The organism is Lentisphaera marina, from assembly GCF_028745505.1.
Taxonomy (GTDB): Bacteria; Verrucomicrobiota; Lentisphaeria; order Lentisphaerales; family Lentisphaeraceae; genus Lentisphaera; species Lentisphaera marina.
In genome coordinates this window covers 1,156,651-1,181,067 of sequence record NZ_JAQZZL010000002.1, presented here as the reverse complement: position 1 = coordinate 1,181,067, position 24,417 = coordinate 1,156,651, and the positions used below count along the sequence as shown (strand labels likewise).

Sequence of the window (24,417 nt, the reverse complement as noted above, 5' to 3'; positions counted from 1 at the left end):
TCCTTATTAAGCTCTATAGCCATTGGGGTTCATACTTTGCCACTTCCAGGCACTTTCTACCATGTCTTTGAGTTTGTACTGAGCTTTCCAGCCGAGTTCTTTGGCACTCTTTTGGGGATCGCCCATAACTTCACCAATATCACCTGCACGTCGTGGCCCAACTTCATAGGGGACTTCCTGTCCACAGGCTTGGCTGAAGGCAGTAATCATTTCTAAAACGGAATAGCCTTGCCCAGTTCCGATATTGTAAATGAAGCTACCAGTAGATTTTTCGAGTTTGTTGATAGATTTAACGTGAGCTTGAGCTAAATCAACGACATGAATGTAGTCGCGTACACCTGTACCATCATGAGTGTCCCAATCATTGCCAAAGACCATGACTTTTTCTCGTACACCTGCGGCGACTTGGCTGACAAAAGGGAGTAGGTTGGCGGGGTATTCGGGATCTTCACCAATGCGACCAGATTCGTGGGCTCCCACAGGATTGAAGTAACGTAAAATAACCACATTCCAATCATAGGCTTTAGCACTATCAAGCAGGATTTGCTCCATCATGAGTTTGGTGTGACCATAGGGATTGGTGCAGGAAGTCGGAGCACTTTCTTTTACAGGGATCTCAGCAGGGTCACCATAGACAGTTGCCGACGAACTGAAAACGATATTACTTACACCGTATTTTTGCATGGAACGATAGAGATTGAGTGAGCCAGAGATATTATTCTTATAATAATCCAAAGGCTTTTCTACAGATTCTCCAACAGATTTCAGGGCAGCAAAATGGATCACTGCATCAATATCTTTTTCTTGTTCAAAAACATTATTAAGTTCATCTTGATTGAGTAAGTCCGCTTGATAAAAACTGACTTTCTTGCTACTCAAGTCTTCGACGCGTTTAACACTTTCCATGCAGGAGTTAGAAAAATTATCTAACAAGACTAATTCATAGTCATCTTTTAATAGTTCAATATTGGTATGTGAGGCAATATAGCCAGCACCACCAGTAATCAGAATTTTTTTCATCGGTCTTTCCTTACTCAAGGTTAGAGAGCTTAGTAAAAACTAAGCCAAATTATTCGCACACAATGAATCATAATGATTTATAGCTAGCTTTACAATAATGGAAATTTGATATAGTGTATCATAATATTGACATAAGGAAGTTTTCATGAGACACAATGTTCCACCACCGCCATTGCGTGATATTACCGTTGGGCATTTTAGTTTGAACAAGGCTTACACCTGTTACCGCGAAGAGGGAACACAGGATTGGCAATTACTCATTCACCACAAAGGCAAAGGCGTTTTTCATCATCCCGATGGCGATTTATTCATGGAGGATCTAGAATGTGTCTTACTACCACCACGAGTGGCACATGATTATGGCATACCCGACTCTGAAGAAGGTTATTGGGCGGCTTATTGGGCTCATTTTATTCCACGTCCTCATTGGCTGACTTTCCTGCAATGGAGTGAAGTTAGGGATGGCTTATTTAATTTTAAAATCCCCAATCAAAAGCTTTATAAACTAATCATTAACTTAATTCAAGAAGCGGTTGAACTCGCAAAAGAAGAGATTGCTTTTTCGGAACAATTAGCCATGAATCGTTTAGAAGAGATTTTGATTCACATTGCTCGAGTTCAACAAGATTTAGAACATTCGGGGCTCGATCAACGCATAGTAGGAGCCGTGCGTTACATTCAAGAAAACTATTCACGCAGTATTAATTTAGCCATATTATCGGCACGAGCCAGTTTGTCGGAAGCGGCTTTTTGCCGACTCTTTAAAAAGGAAATGGGCAAAAGTCCGATCAACTACTTAGAGCACATTCGCATCACCCATGCCTGCCATTTTTTGAGTACCACGACTCATAGTATTAAAGACATAACTTTTATGCTTGGCTTTAGTTCCAAATCACATTTTTGTGCCCGCTTCAAAAAATACAATAATATGACCCCCCTCGAATATCGCCGCAATGCCTTGCCCCTAGATAATAGCTTGGAGGCATAGTTCATAGGGATTAGGACCGGTGAACTAATTAGATAACATGTCCTTTTGTCTTTGAATCCGTTCACGGGGGCGCCCCGCATCCCGCTGACAAGCGAGAAGTGCTTAAATATAAAGAGCCGCTAACTCATTCATTTTGGGATTTATAAACTAAAGTTTTACTACAAGCCTTATGTGTAAACTGAATTAGCTAAACTCATTTTTTGCGTATTCCGCAAATGGCTAAGCTGATCCTAGGCGTAGTAACTTTGATTGTATTTCAAATTTAGAACTTTTCTTGAAATGAATTTAAGATGTATATTGAGGTAAATAAAAAACAAAATTTCATGTCAGACAAGACAAAACGGTGAAGTAATGAGTTTAATTAGATAATTAAACGGATGAGATAAGCATGAAGAAAAATATTCATAATAGATACAGTTTTACACTCATAGAATTACTTATAGTCATTGCGATCATCGGGATTTTGGTAAGTATGCTTTTACCAGTGTTAGGGCGAGCGAGAAATGCTAGTCAATCAGCCGTTTGCCTCAATAATCAAAGGCAAATTGGCACTAGTTTTAATATGTTCACCGAGGATCATGAAGGAGCATTACCACCAGTGAGTTTTGAATGGGAGGCTTTGGCGCCTGAAATTGACCCGAACTTATCTCACCAAATGAGCATGTGGGATAACTTAATTTCTCAGTATATGAAAATAGATTTGACTCGCAATCAAATTCGCCAATTTGGGGTGGATAAAGCTGATTTAGTTTCTCGTTCAACTCAGGCATTTAGCTGTCCTTCAGATACAAGAGTAAGGGAAAACCCTGACCTTATTCCTCGTAGTTATAGTGTGATACTAGGAGTTTTTGTCTGGAGTGAATCAATAAAAATTTCGAATATTGCAAATGATAGTTTACTTATGTCTGAAGTTCCTTTTAGCCGCAATTATTTTGGCTCAAATGGGGCTGCTAGTACAAGTAATCCTGAACATCAGTCATTTGATGGCATTGTAGGACTTCACGGTAATTATAAATGGAATTACCTCTATTTTGATGGTTCGGCTGCTACCCGTCATGCCAATAGTGACATAGGAAATGGAACCCCCAATAATCCCGAAGGCGCTTGGAGCTCAATTGCAGGTGATTAAATTGCTGTAAAAGTTGTTATTAGAGTTTCGGTATTTTCCAAATACGAAAAAAGCTAGAGCGTAATGCTCTGGCTTTTGGTGAGACTAGAAAGGCTTTTTTAGATTAAAGCTGATAGAATTTGGCGGCGTTTGCGCCAAAAACTTTACTCTCTGCGGTATCAGAAAATTGACATGTGAAGTCGTGGGCAATCTTGTAGGTCTCAGAATAGCTCGCATTGAGGAGGCAAACGGGCCAATCGGAACCATACATAATACGATCTTCCCCAAAGGCATTAAAGATAACTTCCATGTAGGGAGTGAAATCTTCTTGTTCCCAGCCTGGATTAGTTTCAGTCACCATACCAGAGAGTTTGCAGTAAACATTAGCGTGCAGAGCGATTTCGTTCATGTCTTCCGCCCATTGATCAATTTGACCTTCACCAATTAAAGGCTTGGCAATATGATCGATAACTAAACGCATGTCGGGAAGTTCTTTAAGGAGTTGTTTGACCGCTTTTAAATGTTTTGGGAATACCAAAATATCGTAGCTATAACCTTTATCAGCGAGGAGCTTTACTCCACGAATAAAGTCGGGATCAAGCATAAACTCGGGTTCTTGACCTTGTAGAATTTCGCGGAAGCCGCAAAGCTTTTTATCGCCATCAAATTCTTCGAGAACTTCGGCGAGTTTCTCATCTTTCAAATCAACCCAGCCAACGACTCCAGCGACGTGGTCGTACTGCTTCGTGAAGTCGAGTAACCAACGAGTTTCTTCTAGAGTGCAGCGAGCCTGAACAGCCACAGAAGCATCGAGCTTGTGGGCTTCAAATTCAGTTTTTAGGTGAGGGGGTAAGAAATCACGGCGTAAAACCGCCATGGTATCATCGATCCAGTCGTACTCTTCTACAGAGTAATTCCAAAAGTGTTGGTGTGAGTCAATACGCATAAAAAGTCTCTTGCTAACTAAAAATTAAAGTGAAGTGCCGCGTTTCCAAGGAATGAAGTCATCTTGACCGAGTTGCTCTGATTTACTTAGGGTCGTACCTGAAGCAACTGCAATACAGTGCTCGAGTAGGTTCTGACCTGTTTCTTCGAGTGACTTGTCACCAGAAATAATGCAACCCGTATCGAAGTCAATGATGTCTGGCATTTTTTGAGCGACAGTTGAGTTAGATGATACTTTGATAACAGGAGTCACGGGGTTACCTGTAGGAGTCCCTAAACCAGTAGAAAAGAGAATGAGGTTACAACCAGCACCGGCTAAGGCCGTACAAGATTCCACGTCGTTCCCAGGAGTATTGAGTAGGTTTAGACCAGTTTTGTTGATATAACCCGGGTAATCTTGAACATCTTGAATAATGGCTGTGCCACCTTTTTTTGCAGCACCCGCAGATTTCATGGCATCAGTGATAAGGCCGTCTTTGATATTGCCCGGTGAAGGGTTGGTGGACATCGAAGTGCCATCAGCTTCTGCACGAGCTTCATAACGACGCATGAGGTCAATAAAGGTATTGGCAGTGTTTTCATCTTTGCAGCGCATGATCATTTCTTTTTCCACACCAAAGAGTTCGGGGAATTCAGAAAGAACGGCAGCACCGCCAAGTTTAACGATGAGGTCACTAACTTGACCAATAGCAGGATTAGATGAAATGCCCGAGAAACCATCGGAAGCACCGCATTCAACGCCAATGACTAATTTACTGAGTGGCGCATCTTGGCGTTTGTTTTCGTTAGCTTGAATAAGGCCAGCAAAAGTTGATTTGATTGCAGCAGAAATAAGTTCTTGCTCGGTACCAATTTTTTGCTGTTCATGGAAATAAATGGGTTTGTCACCAACATTTAATTGTTCCATATATGATTCGAGGAGGCCCATTTGAGTCTTTTGGCAGCCAAGACTGAGGATAGTTGCACCCGCAGTATTTGGGTGTTTAATGTAACCTGCTAGGAGTTTAGCTAGGACTTGTGAGTCTTCATTTGTTCCACCACAGCCCATGTTGTGAAAGAGGAATTTTAGACCATCGACATTTGGAAATAAGTTATTGGAACTCTGTGGATGAGAAGTTGAGGACTCAGCTGAGTTTAGAATATCATCGACGCTGGCACCATTTTTATATAGCTCAGTCAATTTGCGCAACTCATCTTGGTATGAACTATGATCAGTGAAACCTAGTTCGCGGTTAAAGACTTCGCGGAGAGTCATGAGATTATTATTTTCACAGAAAACTAAAGGAATAACTAACCAGTTATTGCGAGTGCCGACTTGGCCATCATTGCGGTGAAAGCCTTTGAAAGTTTGACCCTGGAATTTGCTAGCATCAGTTGGAGGCTCTTGGTAACCAGGCATCCAGTTACACATGTCGTCACTACTGTGTTCAGTATTTTGCGTGGTGATGGCTTCGCCCGCTTTGATGTGGCAAAGAGCACGTCCTACTGGAACACCATATTGAGTCATGATTGAATCTTTAGGGAAGTCACATAGGGCGAATTTGTGCTTGAGTTGAACATCCGTTAAAAGTGTAATGCTTTGATCACCATGTTCGATAACTTGTCCCTTCTCGAGGTTAACAAGTGCAACCGCAAGGTCATCTTTAGGATGGAGAATGAGAAAACTATGTTTAGCCATGTGAATTTTCCTACTTTAATCTTTGATAATTTCCAAAACAATACGAGGGTGGCCTATATAATACAAGACTTGATTAGGTAAGACTAAGAATATTAAACTTTTAAATGGTCGGATTTTATAAGTTTAGTTTATTTTTATTGCTTAGTTTCAAGTCTTTTTTAGATATAATCATTGAATCATGTAAAAATATACCTCATATAAAACACTCTTTCTTTTGTGAGTGACATCTTTATGTAAGCGCAAAAGGATAAGAAATGATAAGCATTTCACTCATCAATTACCTTGCTTTAGATAGGGATCATTTACAATAAAAAAGGGAGCCTTGTGAGCTCCCTTTTTAAAATATAGATCAGACTGTCTTAGTCATTGAGGTGTAATGAGCTATTGAGTTCGACCGTTTTTGGATTTGGACGACAGATAAGTTTACCTGAAACTGAATCTGTGTAGATAAGTAATTTATCTCTGCCACTGAGGTCGAGGCCTTTAACTACATTCTCGCCTTCAGCTACTAAGTCGCCATTGAGGTTGATGGGGTTAGCATTTTCATCATAGAGTGAAACTTTTGAGCTTGCCGTTACGTAAGTACCCGCACCAACAGTACAGCCGAAGCCAAGAGAAATACCTGTACCTGCATTGGCACCAAGAAGACATTTTGAACCGATAGCTACAACTTGCTTGCCACCGCCAGAGAGTGTGCCCATAATTGAAGCACCACCGCCAACATCAGAATCTTTGGAAACAAATACACCTGCAGAAACACGGCCTTCGATCATGGCATTGCCTTCTGTACCAGCATTGAAGTTTACGAAGCCTGCTTGCATAACGGTTGTACCTTCTCCGAGGTAAGCACCGAGGCGAATTTTTGATCCGTTACCAATGCGAACACCAGAAGGAACCGTGTAATTTGCCATGTAAGGGAATTTATCAACGTGGCTTACTGAGAGGGGCTGGATTGAAGCAAAAGTCTGAATGGTTAATTCTTGTACGTCTTCAGGGAAAACTGGGCCGTAGTTTGTCCAAGCTAAGTTAGGAAGTTTACCGAAGATGCTATCGAGACTAACACCATGTGGTTGAACAAGGCGTTGTGAGAGCATTTGCAGACGTAAGTAAGCATCCTCAGTACTTTCTACAGAACTATCAGTGAAGTTAGGGAGTACAGTGATGACGCGATCAGTAATTGAATAAATGTTATCATTCATCTCAAAATCAGCGAGCATGTTCGCTAAGCTGAGGTCATTGGAATTAGCTTCGACAAGTGCTTGAAGTTGTTCTTCAGAAAGAACCTTGCTATTGATGGCATCAGCATTTACACCAGTGATTTTTGCGATTTCCGCAAATTCTTCACTGTCGCTTGCTTTAATGAATGGGAAGAGGACGTCAAGGGTTTTTTCGTCATGGGCACGGCGCAAGCCAACACCCCAATAGATAGTACTCATATTTATCTCCGAATGGGTTTTATTAAGAATCGACGGCAATATAGATCGACCTCAGAGAAAAACATCCATGAATGAGAGCTTTCCTTTGGATAAATTTAGAGAGCGGAAAGCTGGCTTATATTCTGGGATAATAATTAGAAATTCAGATGAGTTTAATTGCGGAATTTTCTCCAATACCACTCTAGTGAAAAGAAGAGAAGAATGAGACTGAGGATATAGAAGTTATCCCATAGAGGCGTTTTTTTGACCTGTAATGAAACGGAGTTTACCCGTCCGCTTTGATTCATTTTGTTGAGCCAATCAGAGAATTTAGATCGTTCCACTTCGCTACCCTTAGTTTTTTCACTGAGTGCGGTCAGTAATTTTCTATTGGTGGTGATGTCTTTAAGTTCGTGGAATTCCGATTGGATATAAAGTTGTGCTGGGAGTGATTCCAAAAGTTCATCTTTCACCTTGCTTTTAGCTTTGTAGTTCAACAGACCATTGCTATCGAAGACTTTTTGGTAGGAGTAGGAGAGTTCTTGAGCCGACATGAGGTGAAGTTTTTCATCAAGGATCAAATTGATTTGAGCATCCTTAACTTTCTCGCCTTCTTCATTTTTAAGATTAGCAGTGAAGAAAACTTTTTCTTCTTGGGAGTAATTGAGCTTATTGCTCTTAACATTGAGCATGTCTTTTAAGTCATCTTCACGAGCACAGAGGTAGTAGACTAAGCGAGTCATCAACTCGTGATAAAAATCGCTTTTCTTGTTGAGGTTAAATTGCCAAAGTGCATTAGTTTGAATGACACCTAAGCGAGATTGTTTCCAGTTTCTTGTGATGATCAAAGGTGAGAGAGGGCTGCTAAGAATCACTTGGCTACCAGGGTGTGGTCGACTGGGGTAAGTAATGCCCGAGAGGGAGAATTCATTCAAATTAAAATCTTTTAGATTTTTGCTGATAAAATGACTTTCATCAATCGCGTCAAAGTCAATTTCTTGCTCAATCTGTGCTCCATTGGGAGAACTAGGTAATGAATCGGCAAAAGCTAAGTCCTGAGCTAGGTACTTATTAAGTTCAGTGCCACTGAAAATGAGTAAACCCTTTTTGTTCAAAGTAGCGACTTCATATAAGTCGTTAAAGAATGACTTTGCTAATAAGTTAGGATTGGGACGACATAAAATAAGCAAGTCAAAATCATCTAATGAATGAGCTGCCCAAAAGTCTTTCGCTTTTGAGCTTTGCAACAAAAAGGGAGAAGGACTAGTTAAAGTAAAGTGAGGGTTGCTTTCTAGCGTCCGTCGCAAAAATTTATAATCAGCGGATGGGGCGGTAGCCAAAAGTAAAACCTTCAGACCTTCTTCACGTACAAAGACTAAACGCTTTGCTTGATTATCCAAAGGGGTGATTTCGCTTTTTCGAGCCTGAGCCTTAATTTCGAGTAAGTTGTAAGAGGGCTTAAGCTTTTTAGCAGGGAGAATCATTTCGATCTCCTCAATGTCATGATTACTCTTTGCGATGAGGGATTGAGAAGCAAGGACGCGTCCATCGTGAATGAGCTCATAAATTTGTGCTTGTCCCTTGAGGCCTTTGATCTCCGTTTTGAACTTAATCTTCAGTTCTTGTTTTTCTTGAATGAATTCAGGACTTCTTAGCTGACTTATAGAGACATCGGAAAATTCACCTCGAAGTTCTTCTTTACCAAAGGGCACAAAATAGACATTGCTTTCATTTTGATTGATGGTGTAAATAACTTTTTCTAAATCTTGGCCATAATTGTGAATGCCGTCACTGAGTATCATGAAGGCACGTATTTTACTGTCTTCTTGTAAACAGCTCGCAATGGCATTGGAGATTGAGCTTGCGGACCCGTAATCGGCCGGTTCAGTATCGTGAAGCTTGAGATCAAAAAAGCGAACCTCTACATTGACGCGATCGAGTTTATCAATTTGATCTTGGTGTTTTTCCAATAGGGCTAAAGCATTTTTGTACCTTGAAGGAAATTCATCTTTTACTTCCATACTTTGAGATGAATCAATCAAAATATAAATACTCTGCTTAGAGCTAATAGTTTGCGAAACTTTCCAGGCAGGCTTAAGAGCACAAAAGAAAATGAGTAAAGTGGCCATTAAGCGAAAGATCAAATGTAGGGGGCGTTTGCCTTTTTCTTGTTTCCAAAGAGCCCACATAGTCCATAAATAAGCAGCGAAAACAATGAGCAAAATAGGTAGGGGAATGATCGGAGAAAAATTGGGCATTAGGCATTCTCCTTTCGTGTGAGTTTTAGCTCGACCAAATTAACTGCTAAAACGAGCAAGAGCAGCACAAGACTCATAAGTGAGCTGGAGATATGAAAACCTTTACTCTTTTTGTCTTCTTCAAGAGTCCTATTTTCTCCTGCTTCTAAGTAGGAGTTTATGCCATCTTGGCGATTGAGGTTCAAGGCATAAGTTTGTCCTGTACTGAGTTCATAGAAACCACTACTCAAGGTTTTGTTATAAAATTTTTCATTAGCAGCAATATCGTCTTTAATGCCCTCAGGGTTAATGATGCTCAAAGCTTTGTTTGAATCCAATTGAATTGAGTCACCAATCGTCAGGTTGAAGGGGTTAGAATTATCTTGACTCTCACATAATAGATGAATGAGGGGAGCAATGAAATTCGAGTTGATCAAACTTGGGCTCATACTAATTCCGCAAAAAATCAGTCGAGAGTTTCTGTAGTGGCTAGCGCTCACGAGTACTTGTTTATCAAAACTCATTAAGAAGTTTTGATGTGTTGCGGATTTATCCAGTAGAAAGGATTGAGGTAAAGTAATGTCAGCAAATTCATTATTAAAATCTTTGAGCTTTGGGTGCTGACTAAATAAGCGACTGATATCGCTTATTTTATATAAATTACTATTGAAAATGGGAAGGATTCGCGGACTCAAGCTTTGTGGGTCATCATCATCCATGGGCCATAAGATAATGGTTTTTCCCATTTGGGATAAAGTATCGACTTCATTCCAGTCTTCAGCTTTTAAATGATTTAGACCTGAAAAAAGGTAGATGTCGGCATCTGGCTTTAACTGATGAAGGGCGATTCGCTGAATATCGAAATAAGTATTTTCTTGAAGGGCCAATTGACAAACTAAGCCTGGACTTAGCTGGTCTTTAGCAGCTTGATCTATGATGTGAAGTTGCTTTCTAGGGGAAGACTTACCCACAAAATAAAAAGAATTGTCATCTTGGAATTCATCGTCTATGTCGAGTTTAAAGTGTAAATCAAAATTCTCTTTGCGAGGAATGTAATTAAATTTCAGACTCATGGAATTATTATTGCTCAAAGGAATGGTGCGAGTTTGAAGAAGTTCTTTGTTTTCATATAGGTGAACTTTTAAGCCTGCTAGAGGGGTGTCTCCGGTAAGGTTTACTTCAAAGCTTGTGCTTTGATCGAGTATGAAGGTGTCAGGGTATCTAATGGATTGAATGTAATTATTGAAGCGTCTTTTTTTGATACTATAGAGACTTACATTTGCTGCTGTATTGATCTCATTTTTCCAAGCATGGCTATTGAGGTCACTAATGCAGTGAAAGCGTGTGGCTTGCTCTTTATCATCCAACCTTTTGATGATTTGATGAAAATTAATAAGAGAATTACTGGGACTTAGGGAGTTGATTTCTTCAATAATGTCATCGTGAATGTAGGTAAAATCACTTTGGTAATTATTGACGCTCGCCAATTTTAATGAGCTTCCTTCGGGGAGTGATTTAATGATCTCTAAGGCTTGCGCTTTGGCTTCTTGCAATTGTTGTCCCTGTGCCGAATAATAGGAATTATCGATGATGATGACATGTTTTTTTTCAGATTGAGAGTTGAGACCTGGGACATAGGGTTGTGCTAAAAGCAGAACGGGTAGGGCAATGAGTAGAATTCTTAAGAATAGTAAGAGGGAGGATTTAATTTTGCGAGAAGAAGAACTCTCGATGAGAGCTTGCTCAATAAAATGAAAGGTAGGAATCGCAACAGTTTTTGGTTTCTGCTTTTGAAACAAATGAATCAAAATAGGTATAAGTATGGCTAATAAACCAAACAGTAATGAGGTGTGAATAAACTGCATAAAAGACTCCTTGCCTATTCTACATAATCCTAAACTGAGTACAAGCCAATTTATACAGAAGCGATCGCAAAGCTTACATTTTTTAAATAAGTTCCTAGACAGAAAAATTAAAAAAATTAGCCTTTGATAAGTAGAGGAATATATTTTCTAAATGTTGATTCGGAGATAATAAAATGAAAATTGCGATTCCTAAAGAAATTAAAAAACACGAATATCGCGTTGGTTTAGGTCCAGATGAAGCCGCAGCATTAATTGATGCAGGCCATGAACTTATGGTGGAAAGTAAAGCAGGCGCTGGGGCTGGCTATAACGACATTTTTTACGATCAAGCAGGATGTGTAATTTGCGATGATCGCAAAAAACTGCATGACTGGGCCGATATGATTATCAAGGTAAAAGAACCTCAAAAAGATGAAGTCGCACTCTATCACGAAAATCAAATTATTTTCACCTACTTACATTTAGCTGCAGATGAAGAACTCCTGCATGGTTTATTAGATAAGCGTGTCGAAGCCTTGGCTTACGAAACTTTACAAGTCGACGATGGCTCCTTACCATGTTTAAAACCCATGTCGCAAATTGCAGGGCGTTTAGCTGTTCAAGAGGGAGCTAAATATCTAGAAAAACCCAGTGGAGGACGCGGAGTACTGTTGAGCGGTGTTCCAGGCGTACAGGCTGGCAAAGTGCTCATTTTAGGGGCTGGTGTAGTTGGCATGAATGCCTTGAAAATTGCCGTGGGCATGGGCGCTCAAGTAACAATTATGGATATTAATGAAGGACCTTTAAGCAAAATTGATGAATTGTATGAGGGGCGTGTTCAAACACTCTTTGCGAGTCGTGAGAATATTCTTCGAGAACTACCCGAAATAGATTTACTCATTGGAGCCGTTTTGATCCCGGGGGGTAAAGCACCGGTACTTATCACTCGGGAGATGTTAAAGATGATGAAAACGAGTGCTTTAATTGTCGATGTAGCCGTTGATCAAGGTGGTTGTGTGGAGAGCTCAAGGCCGACAACGCATGAAGACCCCACTTATGTCGTTGATGGAATCCTTCATTATTGCGTCAGCAACATGCCTGGTGCAGTGGCTTTAACTTCGAGTCAAGCACTCTGGGCACAAACATTGCCCTATATTAAACTGATTGCTGATATGGGCTTAGAGAAAGCCCTAACATCTAGTACTGCACTTCAGCGAGCGCTAAATTTGAGCAAGGGCAAAATTATTCATCCAGCTTTAAAATTATAGGAATACGAATGATCCTTTTGCAAAAGTCCTGAATTAGAGTGATTAAAAAGTTCATCCAGGATAAATCTTAAGATCTCGCTCACATGTATCTCGAAATTGGATACATGTGAGTATAAACAAGCCAAAAATGGACGCAAGTTGATCATGACGTATAGTTTTATGTTAGTTGCTAAATAGTCTTGAAGAGTTGGTTTGCTGTTATTGCAATAATGCCAAACATTAGATGAGTCATGACTTTTGCATGTCCTCGTACTCTGATCATCCTACCACCATAGTTGTCTTTTAAGTTCGAAAAGACTCTTTCAACAGATGACCGCTGTTTGTACCGTTCTTTTTCAGGCGGGTCAAAAATCTTTTTCTCCCCAGTTTTTCTAGGATTGTGATCAATAATAGATTTATGTCCTAAAAGATGGCTGAATTTATGGATAGAAGGTGAATCATAGGCTGCATCCATTAAATCATATAAATTAGTTATGCGTTGTGCGCTAATCTGTGCTAAAGGGATTGCCGCTTGGCTGTCGTGTAAAGACGCTGAACTCAATAGGCCTGCGACTGGTATATCTCCATCAATACAATCTAAGTGAAGCTTGTAGCCTTTCCATGAAACTTTATAACCATTACTGTTTTTCTTTGTCCCTTTATTACAGTGCGTTGGGAGCTCTTTTAAGTTTTCTTCAAGTGACCGGTCGACCTGCTTTTCCACTACGGTTTTTTCTTTAATTCGGATCTCACCTTTTTTAGGCCGCCCTCGTTTCTTAGGGGCTTTAGGCTCAGCCCCTGGTTCAGACATGACTTTTTCTCTAGCTTCAATTGCTGAAGAATCTCTACTAATGTGCGGTACTAAGGTGTCTCCACAATGTTTTACCACTAAGAATTCATGGATTCTTTGGCAGAGCTGAGAGGCGGTGATTTCTGCAAATACTCTAGAAAAAGTACTTTCATGAGGAAGCTGTTTTGCAAATTCCCAACCACATAAACGACGTATCTTTGTACTTGATTTGAGAAAGTCTATAAAAGATCTTGTTGTATCGAAGTTATAAACGGATTTGGCTATGTAAGCTTTCACTATATTAAAATGATCTTTCGGAGGTCGCCCAAATCCACACCATTCAAATTCATGGCTGAACTGATCAAGCTCAGTTATTGTGCAGATGCGAACAAACTCTTTCTCTTTCTTAGTTAATTCTCCGCCTAAAAGTTCTTCTAAGCCTGGAAATAAATACTTTTCTATGGTATCCCATAAGCCGGGTAGATTCATGTTTTTTCTCTTTTTGTTTTGGTAACTATTGAGATAACATGTTTCTACTTTTATTCAGCTTGTTTTATGACTTTTGCAAAAGGCTCGAATGAAGTTTTAATTATTTCTATTTTGCTAGATTTTGAATACATAAAAAAAGCGAAGTCCGAGGACTTCGCTTTTTTAGATATGGGGATAAGACTTATTGTTCGATCAAGTGCTTATGTAGGTCTTCTATTTTTTCGCAACCGACTTGTTCCATAACTTGTTGGAGTTGTTTCTTAAGGATCTGCATGGCTTGATCGCCACCTTTTGCGCCCATCGCACATGCGCCAAACATAGGAGCACGTCCGAGGAAAGTGAAGTCAGCACCAGAGGCAATAGTGGAAGCCACATCAACACCTGAACGTATACCACCATCCATGAGTAGAGTAGTCTTTCCTTTGAGTGTCTTAGCCAATTTGTGAAGTGGCTTAATAGTCGATTCACCTGAGTCGAGTTGACGACCACCGTGATTCGAAACAATCATACCATCAACACCAAGAGCAATAGCCTTATTAGCATCTTCTTCGTTAACAATCCCTTTGATAACTAAGTTACCTTTCCATTTATCGCGGAGAGGTTTGATTTTAGCTTCAGTCAAACGACCCGAGAAAGTCTTGTTCATGAATAGACCGAGGTGCTTCATGTTGAGACCCTTTGGAATATAAGGCTTCATGGTTTGGAACTCAGGTTTACCCGCAAGTAATTGTTCCCAAACCCAACGTGGACTTCCCATCATTTGTAGAATGTTACGCATCGTCATGCGAGGTGGGATAGATAGACCGTTACGGATCTCTTTGGGGCGATACGCAAAAGTTGGTGTGTCCGCAAGGATGACTAAAGTTTTACAACCAGCGGCCCAAGCACGTTCGAGTAGCTTATCTCTAAGTTCGTCTTCGGCGGGGTGGTAGAGTTGGAACCAAAATTCGCCTTCAGTGATTTCGGCAATCGTTTCGATACTTGCCGTACCCACAGTACTTAAGCAGAAAGGTACATTGTGCTCTTTTGCGGCTTTCGCAAGAATTTCACATGACTTAGGCCACATTAAACCTTGGAGACCTACAGGAGCAATCCCAAAAGGAGCATCATAAGTTTTACCGAAAAGAGTGGTCGTTTGCGAGGCACCTTTAAAATCGCGTAAGTAGTGAGGTTGTAATTGAACCTCGCGAATTTCATTAGTGTTACGCGCTAGGTTGACTTCAGAAAAGCAACCTCCCGTTAGGTAGTCATAAGCAAAGCCCGGCATGCGTTTTTTTGCACGCTCAGCAAGCCATTCAATTGATGGGTATCTTGAGTCCATGATTACTCCTTATTTAACGGTGCACTTACGATCGAGGTGTGTGTATCCACCATCAGCGTAAAGAATTTGTCCCGTGGTGTGAGATGAACGAGTAGAACCGATGAAAACAGTTAGGTCTGCAAGTTCTGCCGTGGTAGTCATACGCTCACCAAGTGGGATCATATTAGAGATACGTTGCTCTTCAGCTTTTGGATCATCTAAAGTACTGAGCCAGTTTTCGTAAAGAGGTGTCATGCATTCAGCAGGAATAATAGAATTAACGCGAATATTCTTCATGCGGAATTCTAGGGCCCATTCACGAGTGAGGGCATTAAGTGCACCTTTTGCAGCAGCGTAGCCAGTAGCATTACCTTGACCCGTTTCAGCAACTTTTGAACCGATGTTGATGATGTTACCCTGCGATTTTTCCAAGTGTGGAAGTGCGTAGTGAACAAGCTCAAAAACGTGAATGAGGTTGTTGCTTAAAGATTGTTGAAATTTCTCGAGCGAATCGGTGATGTTACAGCCATCATTAATACCCGCGTTATTAACTAGGACATCAACAGTCCCAAATTTTTCAACCGTTTGTTTAATGATACTTTCGCAAAAACCAGGAGTCGTAAGGTCGCCTGGGATGTAAAGAACTTCAGTAGTTTCCTGTAGTTTGGCAATAGCTGCTTCTGTACCAGCAGAAGGACGACTAGGGATAACTAATTTTGCGCCTTCAGCAGCAAATGATTCAGAAATACCACCACCGATGCCACGAGCACCACCAGTTACGATAACAACTTTGTCTTTTAAATTGAGGTCCATGAATGACTCCTGTATAATAAATTGAATTTACTAGGCCTCAGTAAAGAGGCCTAGAATTATATTAAGCTTGATAAGCTTTAGCCGTTTGAGTAGAAGATCCTAGACCTTCAATACCGAGCTCCATTACATCGCCAGGCTTGATATATTGAGGAGGATTGAAACCAAGACCAACACCTGCAGGCGTTCCAGTAGAGATTACATCGCCAGGTTCAAGAGTCATGAACTCAGAAAGGTAAGAAACAACGTGCTGAACGTTAAAGATGAAGTTTTCAGTTGTACCGTCTTGCTTAGTTTCGCCATTAACTTTTAACCACATTTTGAGGCTGTTAGGATTAGCGATTTCGTCAGTTGTTGCGATGAATGGACCGAGAGGTGCGAAAGTGTCGCAGCTCTTACCTTTAACCCACTGACCACAACGCTCGAGTTGGTAAGCACGTTCAGAGTAATCGTTGTGTAGGCAGTAACCAGCTACATAGTTGAGTGAATCTTCTTTAGTAACGTAGGAAGCTCTTTTACCGATAACGATAGCGAGTTCAACTTCCCAGTCAGTTTTCTCACTGCCACGTGGGATGATTAAGTCATCGTTAGGGCCAACGAGTGCACTAGAAGCTTTGAAGAAAATTACTGGCTCAGCTGGAACTTCCATGCCGCCTTCTTCAGCGTGATCTTTGAAGTTGAGACCAACACAAATGATTTTACCAGGACGTTTAACAGTTGCACCTAAACGCACGTCAGCAGCTACACTTGGGCAATTTGAAAGATCAGCAGCTTCAAGTTTAGCAATGCCACCATTTTCAAAAAAATCTGGAGTGTAATCTTCTACGATAGAGCTTACATCGATGCGAGTTCCGTCTTCGAGTTGAAGACCTGGTTTTTCTGCGCCAAAAGCGCCAAAGCGAATTAGTTTCATAATTTAGTTCCTTGTATATGTATTAATATTATTTTTTGATTTTGATAAAGCCACCATCAACAGGGAAATCTGTAGCGGTGATAAAGGCTGCGTCGTCTGAAGCTAAAAAGAGTGCCATGTTTGCAATCTCTTCTGGCTGACCCATGCGTCCGATTGGCTGTGTAGCTGAAAGCTTTTTGAAGACTTCTTCTTCTTGACCTGGGTAGTTTTTGGCGATAAAACCATCGACAAATGGAGTGTGAACACGAGCAGGAGAAATTGAGTTACAACGAATACCCTGGTCAACATAGTCTGTAGCTACTGAAAGAGTCATTGTATAAGCAGCGCCTTTACTCATGCTGTAAGCAAAACGGTCTGGAATACCGATGCTAGAAGCAATGGATGCGAGGTTGATAATTGAACCACCACCATTTTCAAGCATTTGAGGAATGCCAGATTTTAGGCAGTTGAAAACACCTTTTACATTGACATTATAGATACGGTCGAGTTCTTCTTCAGTACAAGTTTCTAAGTTACCGACAGCAGCGATACCAGCGTTATTAACTAAGATGTCAACTAAGCCATGTTCGCTCTTGATTGAGTCAAAAATAGAAGCAATACCCGCAGAGTCAGAAACATCACATTTGTAAAATTGGACTTTACCGCCCTGTGCTTTGATGGCATCGACTGTTTCATTAGCTTGCTCTTCATTAAAGTCGAGGAGGGCAACGAGTGCACCCTCAGCTGCAAATTTTTCAGTGATCGCACGACCAATTCCAGAACCACCGCCTGTGACGACAGCGAGTTTATTGTCTAATTTACCCATGGATAATTTCCTTTGTTATATATTTACTTTTGATAGATGAATGTGTTTGAGTAGAAGCCTTGATGCCAAGTCAGCGTCTTGATTCTTTATGGCCTCAGTGATGGCAGCATGTTCATTGCAAAGAGTTTCTAGCATTTCCTGAGAGTCGTAAACTTTCATGCTGATTTCAACAAAAGCATGATAAAGAGATTCTAAAATTGTATAGAACAAGTTATTGCCGGATGCCTTAATGATACTTAAGTGAAAAGCATGATCAATACGGCCAAATTCTTCTAATGAATCAAATTTAGTTCTCATGTTCTCAACGTGAGACTCTAATGTTTGGACTAAGTCTTCGTTGCTTGTCTGACAAACCGTTTTGATGCAATCCACCTCTAGTAATTCTCGGAGTTGGATGATTTCGGAATAGAGTGGAGTATCCAAATTTAAGCTCGCCAATAAAGAAAGGGAGCGCTGTAGATTGGATGTGTCATTTCTAGAAATGTAGTTGCCACTACCAGGAATCGAATGAATGATTCCCTGTGACTTAAGTTGTTGTATAGCTTCGCGAACTACAGTACGACTAACTTTGAAAGATTCACACAAACGCGCTTCAGATGGTATCGGTTGGTCGGGAAGAAAGCGCTTATCTAAAATGCTTTTTTCAAGTTCTTTAGCAACTTGTACGCTAAGCTTTTCTTTTCCACTGACGGCTTTAAACATGTGATCTCTTGGTCAAATTATAATCTGTAATACATGTATTATAGATCTGTATGACAGATTATGCAAATGTTTTTTAATTTAATTTTTATCTCACGCTAAAATTCTATATATTAGAGTTTAGTAGGATGGTAGGAGAGGTGACTGTGAGTAGTCTATATCTTTTGGTAGAAATAAACTTCGTCTAGATTAAATCATGTATTCTAGGTTACTGCCATTGATACGTTCATGTAGTGCGTTTATGGCGTCTTCAGTATTGGGGTAAAAATTATCGAGACCGATGAGTTCATCGAGCTGAGTTTTTTCCATCATCTCTCTGGCTTCTGCAGGTAAGCCAGCAAAAATCAATTCAACTTTATGTGTCTTGAGCTGGTTAACTAAGTTTCTCAAACCCCATTCACCGGAAGCATCAATGCGATTTATTGATTGAGCTTCGACTAGCATAAAACGAACATTTTTACCCTGCGTCAAGGAGTTAATGATGGATTCTTCAAAGGCTTCGACACTGGCAAAAAATATGGCACATCGAAAGCGTAGCGCGGCAATATGTCTTGAACGAGTACGTAAATGAAGAGGGCAATTGTCACTCCAGTCATAGAGCTCAATACGAGGTTTCATGGTTCTATATAGGTAAGCGGCAATGGAAATGCCTGCGCCCCATAAGAAACCATCCATAATGGAGGGGGCAAAGCAGAGTGTGGCAACAAAAGTAAAAATGGCAACTAAGCCTTCACGACGCATGACTCGCCATGAAACGCGAATGGGCTCGAAGTCAATAAGCCCAAAAGTCGAACTGATAATCAGAGCTGAAAGGGTGGCTTTTGGCAGAAAGTAGAGTGCTGGAGTTAAAAAGAGTAGGACTAAAACTACGGTGATAACCGCAAAAATATTACTCATTCCCGTTCGAGCACCACTTGCTAAGTTGAGTGCTGAGCGAGTGAAAGAAGAACCAACAGGATAAGCCTGAGCAAAAGAACCCGCAATGGAACCAATACCTTGTCCAATCAGTTCTTGGTCTAAATTCATTGGTTGACGAGTCTTAAAACTAATGGCTTTGGAAATGGAAATGGTTTCCACGAAGCCAATTAAGGTAATCATAATTGATGCAGGGATGAGGGTAATAATAGTATCGAGCCACTGACCCTGACTATTTTGCGGGAAGCGCAAACTGGGAAAAGAACTGGGGATTTCACCGACGATGAGGGCTTCGTTGCTAACATCAAATTTCCAAAAAATGAAACATGAAGCAGCCACAATAACTAGAGGCCAGGGGACTTTTCGGTAGAGTTTTTTTAGATAAACAAGGCCAAGTAATGAGAGTACGCCCGTAATGGCACTGATAGTATGAATTTGATCAAGTTTATCAATGAAATTCGCCAAGCTCTTAATCAGTCCCATAAACTCTTGCTGGATAGCTACATCAGTAATACCCAACAATTTGGGTAATTGCGACAGGGCAATGACGATGGCAGCAGCATTTGTGAAGCCGGCCACCACTGGGTGAGAGAGTAAATTAACCAAGCTCGAAAGCTTAAAAATCCCCATGAGTAAGCGACATACCCCCACTGTCATGGAAAGAATAATGGCGAGTTCAATGTAACGGGCATCTCTGAACTCTGGAGGAATATCTTGAACGAGGGGAAATAGTACAGAAGCAGTAATAATACCTGTCATCGCAGTTGGACCACCAGAAATCTGTGCCATACTACCAAAGAGAGCCATGAGAGCTACGGGAATAATAGCAGCGTATAAGCCGTAACGTACGGGCAGACCGGCAAGTTCAGCGTAGGCCATGGATTGTGGAACAAGAAGCAATGCGACAGTGATACCGGCAACGAGATCATCTTTTAGATCGATTGATTTAATGGGGAACCAATTGCTGAAGGGAAATAAACGCTTTATCATCTCATCACTACTTATTAAGCTGAATTAAGTTAGATCTATTAGATATTAATACTCTATAAGTTCAAATCTGTTTATTAAACTTTTATGCAAAGTAGGGAGAACTTGAAGAAAGTCAATATTATTGCATGCAATAATATGGTTTATTGATCAGCACTAGTGATTTGTTGTGGCATTTTATTCATTTGTTTCAGTAAATTAAGCTGAGACTCTTGCGATTTCTTGGTGAGTAATTTGAGCTCATAGGCAAGGTGGAAGTATTCAGAATTTTTTGTGTAAAGTTGATTGAGTGCAATGAGGTCAGTTTTATCATCTAGTGCGGATTTTATTTCATCCAAAAGGTAGAGTTGCTCAAGTTTTAAACTTTGGATTTTTTCCTTGAACTCAAATTCTTTAAACATTTCGAGGTGACGTTTTTTATTAAGTCGTTCTTTTTCTAAATTTATAGTTTGTGACTTATTTAATTGCAGAAGGTTTTTGGGAAAGAGAGTAAGAAAGGCTGCTTCCTTATTAGCTTTTTCCTTTATGACCATACGACCAGCATAATTACTGGCAATGATTTTATCGTTTACATAGACCGCGTTTAGCAAAGGTGCACGCTTGTTGCAATCTAAATGAGCAACTTGCTTGTAGGCGGAATCATAAACGCGAATTTGGTGATCGTTTCCCGTGGAGCATAATTGTCCCTTTTCGTTATAGCTCAGGCTATTGACGGCGCCTTTATGAATCTTTAGCGTTTTTAAATTGCTAGCCTTTAATGGATCAAAAAACATAATGCTGGCATCATCACTCGCAGAAGCAAAAACTTTCGAGTCAGGGCGCCAAGCTAAAGCACTAATGCGACCTTTATGTTTGTAGAGTGTGTGTAACTTAGATAATTCTTTGGCATCCCAAATTATAAGTTGCCCATTGCGATCTCCGCTGACGATATACTTGCCATCTGGACTAAAGCGCAGAGCGGAAACCCACTCAGAATGAGCTTTTTCCTCTAGGAGAAGTTCTTTGTTTTCTAAGCTATAAACTTTAATTTTTTTATCATTAGAGCCGATGGCAAGTAGCTTCATGTCAGGACTCACATGCGCCACATGAATATCCATGCTCTCATGTTTAAGCGAGAAAATACGTCGACCACTTTTTATATCCCAAATAACACAAAAACCTTCATTACCAATATGACCACCTACGGCAATGATATATTGCCCATTTGAGCTGAAAGAGAGGCCATTTATACTGCCCTCAGGAAAATCTAAATAGCCCAGTAAATTTTGCGTTTGACTATTATAGAGCGCTACCTGCTTATACAAGCCAAAAGCAACAAGAGGAGAGAAGGGACTAAGAGCCATTGTTTTTGCGGGTCCAGGATAGCTGTATTCTTGCCATGAAAGAAGACTTAAATGATCCGGAAGAATGACTTCGCCTTTCTTTGTTTCAGTAGCTTTGAAAGCATCATTTTTCACAAAGAGCTTTTTTTTGCTATGACGATTTTCTAGCGCTCCAGCTAGAATCCAATTTTTTATCATTTCGATGTCATTTTTATTCATGCGAGCTCCCTTGGGAGGCATGCGAATATCACTGTCGTCTGTGGTGATACACTCAAAAAGGACTGAGTTTTCAGGATCACCTGCACTTACCACTTCACCTGCAGATGAACCAGCCATCGTTTGCAAGTAAGAACTTAGATCAAGACCACCTTTAGCTTTGTTGCTATTATGGCACTCACTACAGTCGGCCTTAAATATTTGACGTATATGTTCATCATATGTGATTTTCTGTGCATTGAGCGAACTGATGAAGAGGATCGTGAGGAGAGAACTGAAAAAATTAGCGTACAAAAATAAACTCCTTGGAATTTAAGATGGCCCAAAAAATATCTTGGTGAACATCGCGAAGTTTTTCTGGACTTGTGTATAATTCCTTAAGTTTTTCCATTTCTTGAGGACTAGCGGGACGGGATAGAGCTCGGATATACAAGGTATTAATAAACTTTTCTGGAGTCCATTTTTCATTAAGTGCTCGTTGGATAAAGGGACTGCCATTAATTTTACTATTAATCGTATTTCCATTCAACAACTCTAAGGATTGCGCTAAGTTGGGCTCCGTCATCGTTTCGCAGGCAATTGTGGGACTTTTGCGATTAACGCGACCGAAAGTATTGAGAAAAGTACTTCCAGAATTATTGACCATTAATTGTGTTGCTTTTGTGTCGATGTAGCTATTACTAAAATAATTTTTTGTTTCGGTAATTTGAGTGATGGCGTTGAGCAAAACTTCGGCTCGAATACGACGAATGGGAGCGCTAGCAAAATATTTCTCTAAATTACCTTTTGATTGAGTTTGGGCGCTCGAAAGACTGTAAGTATTTGATTTACAGATATCCTTTGCCAAAGGGATTAAATCAAAGTCATATTCAATAAATTTCTGACTGAGTGCATCAAGCAATTCTGGATTAGCGGCGGGATTACTGAGACGACGGTCATCCACGGGATGGATAATTCCACGCCCGAAGAAATGTTCCCACATACGATTCGAAAGGGTGGATGCGAAGTAAGGATTTTCTTTTGCCGTTAGCCAATTAGCTAAAGTTATGCGGCGATCCGTCTTTGTATCTTCGGGGGCATCTCCTCCAAGGAATTTGGGTTCCAAGGCTTTTTTATAAACGGGATGTTTGATGTCGCCAGAGTTTTTATTATAAATAATCTGAGCACGCGGGTCTTCGGCATTTTTTCTGCCTATATGAGCGAAAAACGAGGAGTATGAATAATAGTCGTCCATCGTCCAGCGATCAAAAGGGTGGTTATGGCATTGGGTGCACTGCAAGCGAATACCCATGAAAACTTGAGCGACGTTTTCGCTAATAATTTTATTGTCATTTTGAATTTGATAGAAATTGGCTGCGGGGTTCGCAAAGCTATTGCCTGATGCCGTAATCAATTGATGGACAATTTCGTTATACTTTTTTCCTTGTCGTAATTGTTCTCGAATCCATGAAGAATATAAGATGACATTCTTAAGGTCGTAATTATTATCTGTGCGTATTTGCAGTAATTCACTGAGTTTCATTGACCATAGGTCCATGAAATCTTCACTCAAAACTAAGCGGTCGACTAAGTTGTCGCGTTTGTTAGTATTGCTGTCGTCTATGAACTCCTGATATTCTTCTTCACTTGGTAAACGTCCACATAAATCCAAGTAAAGACGACGGACAAAGACTTGGTCACTACAAAGCTTGTTAGGCTGCATCCTTAGACGTTGCCACTTTTGATTACTAGCTTTATCAATGTAGTTCTTTTCGACTATGGGAATCAATTTTTCAACTTTATCAGGAATCACGATGCAGGTGCTAAGGGCATTAAGAGTTCCGTAGCGCACCATGAGGTGGGCCTCCCCAGGGATTTTTGTTTTGATGTAGGATTTATCCATTACTTCGGCTGAGCTCGAATCACTTGTAAAAAAAGCACACAGTTCCGTGACATCGCGATCCGTCCCATCTGAATAACTCACGCGAACGGATATTTTTTGTTGAGCATCTCCAAGCATGACAGATTGTTTCGGGAAGACCTCGAGTTTTATGGCTTTTTTGATATCTTTCTTATCGGCAAGTGCCCCTTCTTTTAGCCAAGCCAGAATCGTTTGATAATGTTTCGAGTCTTTATTTAAAAGTTGCCCACCGGTGTGCGGAACTGTTTTGACGGCTTTTTGTAGAAATAAACTATCTGCGGGAACTGCTAGATTAATGCGGCGACCCGAAAGATCATATTTGATACGTTTAAAATCTCCTACAGGATCGTAGCCAAAAAGTGAGAGGTGAAACTTTTCTTGACCTCGAGAGGCGCCGTGACAGCCTCCGCTATTACATCCTGCGCCAGTTAATATGGGGACGACATCTAAGGCAAAGCTCGTGCTTTCTTTTGCTTGTGTGTTTTTGACTTCTATGTGAATGTTTTTTTCTTTGTTTTGATAAGTTATTTTCACGGGGCTTATTCCCGTTTTTAACGGAATGAATTGCCCAGCTTCATACTTACATATACTTTTGTCGAGTATGTCAATTTTGACTTTGTCAGTTAGATCAATAGTGCTCAGGTCGCCACGGGTACCTTGAGCAATAAAAGCTTGAAAATCATCTTTGTGATCAAGGAAAATCTTTTCGGGCAAGACTGTGAGTTGCTCAATACTTTCGGCAAGGAGCTCCAATGACATTAAAATAAATAGGGATAAAAGAACTCTCAT

18 protein-coding genes are annotated in these 24,417 nt (G+C 40.5%); 3 read left to right on the top strand and 15 right to left on the bottom strand.

The window, feature by feature from the left end; all coding sequences use genetic code 11:
• Positions 1 to 6: 6 nt before the first annotated feature.
• Positions 7 to 1,020: a UDP-glucose 4-epimerase GalE gene (galE, locus tag PQO01_RS15725; RefSeq protein ID WP_274315039.1), complete on the bottom strand. Its 1,014-nt coding sequence runs from the start codon at positions 1,018 to 1,020 to the stop codon at positions 7 to 9.
• Positions 1,021 to 1,165: 145 nt separating this feature from the next.
• On the opposite strand from galE, the gene PQO01_RS15720 reads away from it, so the two are divergent.
• Both PQO01_RS15720 and PQO01_RS15715 read left to right on the top strand, forming a co-directional pair.
• Positions 1,166 to 2,008: a helix-turn-helix domain-containing protein gene (locus PQO01_RS15720; RefSeq protein ID WP_274315038.1), complete on the top strand. Its 843-nt coding sequence runs from the start codon at positions 1,166 to 1,168 to the stop codon at positions 2,006 to 2,008.
• 388 nt (positions 2,009 to 2,396) lie between these two features.
• Positions 2,397 to 3,137, top strand: a complete 741-nt coding sequence (locus PQO01_RS15715) for a type II secretion system protein (protein WP_274315037.1) — start codon at positions 2,397 to 2,399, stop codon at positions 3,135 to 3,137.
• Between the two features lie 103 nt (positions 3,138 to 3,240).
• On the opposite strand, the gene PQO01_RS15710 is transcribed toward PQO01_RS15715, so the two are convergent.
• The 5 genes from PQO01_RS15710 to PQO01_RS15690 all read right to left on the bottom strand — a co-directional run bounded on the left by PQO01_RS15710 (position 3,241) and on the right by PQO01_RS15690 (position 11,256).
• Positions 3,241 to 4,062 carry an amidohydrolase family protein gene (locus tag PQO01_RS15710; protein ID WP_274315036.1) on the bottom strand — a complete coding sequence of 274 codons (822 nt, stop codon included), beginning with the start codon at positions 4,060 to 4,062 and terminating at the stop codon, positions 3,241 to 3,243.
• A 24-nt stretch (positions 4,063 to 4,086) separates the two neighbouring features.
• Entirely contained in the window at positions 4,087 to 5,739 is a 1,653-nt protein-coding gene (locus PQO01_RS15705) for a UxaA family hydrolase (RefSeq protein WP_274315035.1), read from the bottom strand.
• Positions 5,740 to 6,098: 359 nt separating this feature from the next.
• On the bottom strand, positions 6,099 to 7,175 hold the full coding sequence (locus tag PQO01_RS15700; protein WP_274315034.1) for a DapH/DapD/GlmU-related protein: 1,077 nt from the start codon (positions 7,173 to 7,175) through the stop codon (positions 6,099 to 6,101).
• Positions 7,176 to 7,327: 152 nt separating this feature from the next.
• Positions 7,328 to 9,412, bottom strand: a complete 2,085-nt coding sequence (locus PQO01_RS15695) for a hypothetical protein (RefSeq protein WP_274315033.1) — start codon at positions 9,410 to 9,412, stop codon at positions 7,328 to 7,330.
• Positions 9,412 to 11,256 (bottom strand): BatA domain-containing protein, encoded by a 1,845-nt coding sequence (locus PQO01_RS15690; protein WP_274315032.1) that lies wholly within the window; start codon positions 11,254 to 11,256, stop codon positions 9,412 to 9,414. The genes PQO01_RS15695 and PQO01_RS15690 overlap by 1 nt, the downstream gene beginning before the upstream one ends.
• 173 nt (positions 11,257 to 11,429) lie before the next feature.
• Between PQO01_RS15690 and ald the strand changes: the two genes are divergently transcribed.
• A complete protein-coding gene (ald, locus tag PQO01_RS15685) occupies positions 11,430 to 12,503 on the top strand; it encodes an alanine dehydrogenase (protein WP_274315031.1) in 1,074 nt (357 codons plus the stop codon).
• Positions 12,504 to 12,672: 169 nt separating this feature from the next.
• On the opposite strand, the gene PQO01_RS15680 is transcribed toward ald, so the two are convergent.
• From PQO01_RS15680 to PQO01_RS15640, 9 genes are all read right to left on the bottom strand, one after another.
• Positions 12,673 to 13,761, bottom strand: coding sequence for a transposase (locus tag PQO01_RS15680; protein WP_274312032.1), 1,089 nt, complete (start codon positions 13,759 to 13,761; stop codon positions 12,673 to 12,675).
• Between the two features lie 181 nt (positions 13,762 to 13,942).
• Entirely contained in the window at positions 13,943 to 15,082 is a 1,140-nt protein-coding gene (locus tag PQO01_RS15675) for an alpha-hydroxy acid oxidase (protein WP_274315030.1), read from the bottom strand.
• A 9-nt stretch (positions 15,083 to 15,091) separates the two neighbouring features.
• On the bottom strand, positions 15,092 to 15,874 hold the full coding sequence (locus PQO01_RS15670; RefSeq protein ID WP_274315029.1) for an L-fucose dehydrogenase: 783 nt from the start codon (positions 15,872 to 15,874) through the stop codon (positions 15,092 to 15,094).
• Between the two features lie 61 nt (positions 15,875 to 15,935).
• Positions 15,936 to 16,784, bottom strand: coding sequence for a fumarylacetoacetate hydrolase family protein (locus PQO01_RS15665; protein ID WP_274315028.1), 849 nt, complete (start codon positions 16,782 to 16,784; stop codon positions 15,936 to 15,938).
• A gap of 28 nt (positions 16,785 to 16,812) precedes the next feature.
• Positions 16,813 to 17,589, bottom strand: a complete 777-nt coding sequence (locus PQO01_RS15660; protein ID WP_274315027.1) for an SDR family NAD(P)-dependent oxidoreductase — start codon at positions 17,587 to 17,589, stop codon at positions 16,813 to 16,815.
• A 15-nt stretch (positions 17,590 to 17,604) separates the two neighbouring features.
• A complete protein-coding gene (locus tag PQO01_RS15655) occupies positions 17,605 to 18,291 on the bottom strand; it encodes a FadR/GntR family transcriptional regulator (RefSeq protein WP_274315026.1) in 687 nt (228 codons plus the stop codon).
• A gap of 186 nt (positions 18,292 to 18,477) precedes the next feature.
• Positions 18,478 to 20,193: a SulP family inorganic anion transporter gene (locus PQO01_RS15650; protein WP_274315025.1), complete on the bottom strand. Its 1,716-nt coding sequence runs from the start codon at positions 20,191 to 20,193 to the stop codon at positions 18,478 to 18,480.
• Positions 20,194 to 20,333: 140 nt separating this feature from the next.
• Complete coding sequence (locus tag PQO01_RS15645) at positions 20,334 to 22,022, bottom strand: WD40 domain-containing protein (RefSeq protein ID WP_274315024.1); 1,689 nt, start codon at positions 22,020 to 22,022, stop codon at positions 20,334 to 20,336.
• On the bottom strand, positions 22,012 to 24,417 hold the full coding sequence (locus tag PQO01_RS15640) for a DUF1549 domain-containing protein (protein ID WP_274315023.1): 2,406 nt from the start codon (positions 24,415 to 24,417) through the stop codon (positions 22,012 to 22,014). Before PQO01_RS15640 ends, PQO01_RS15645 begins: the two co-directional genes overlap by 11 nt.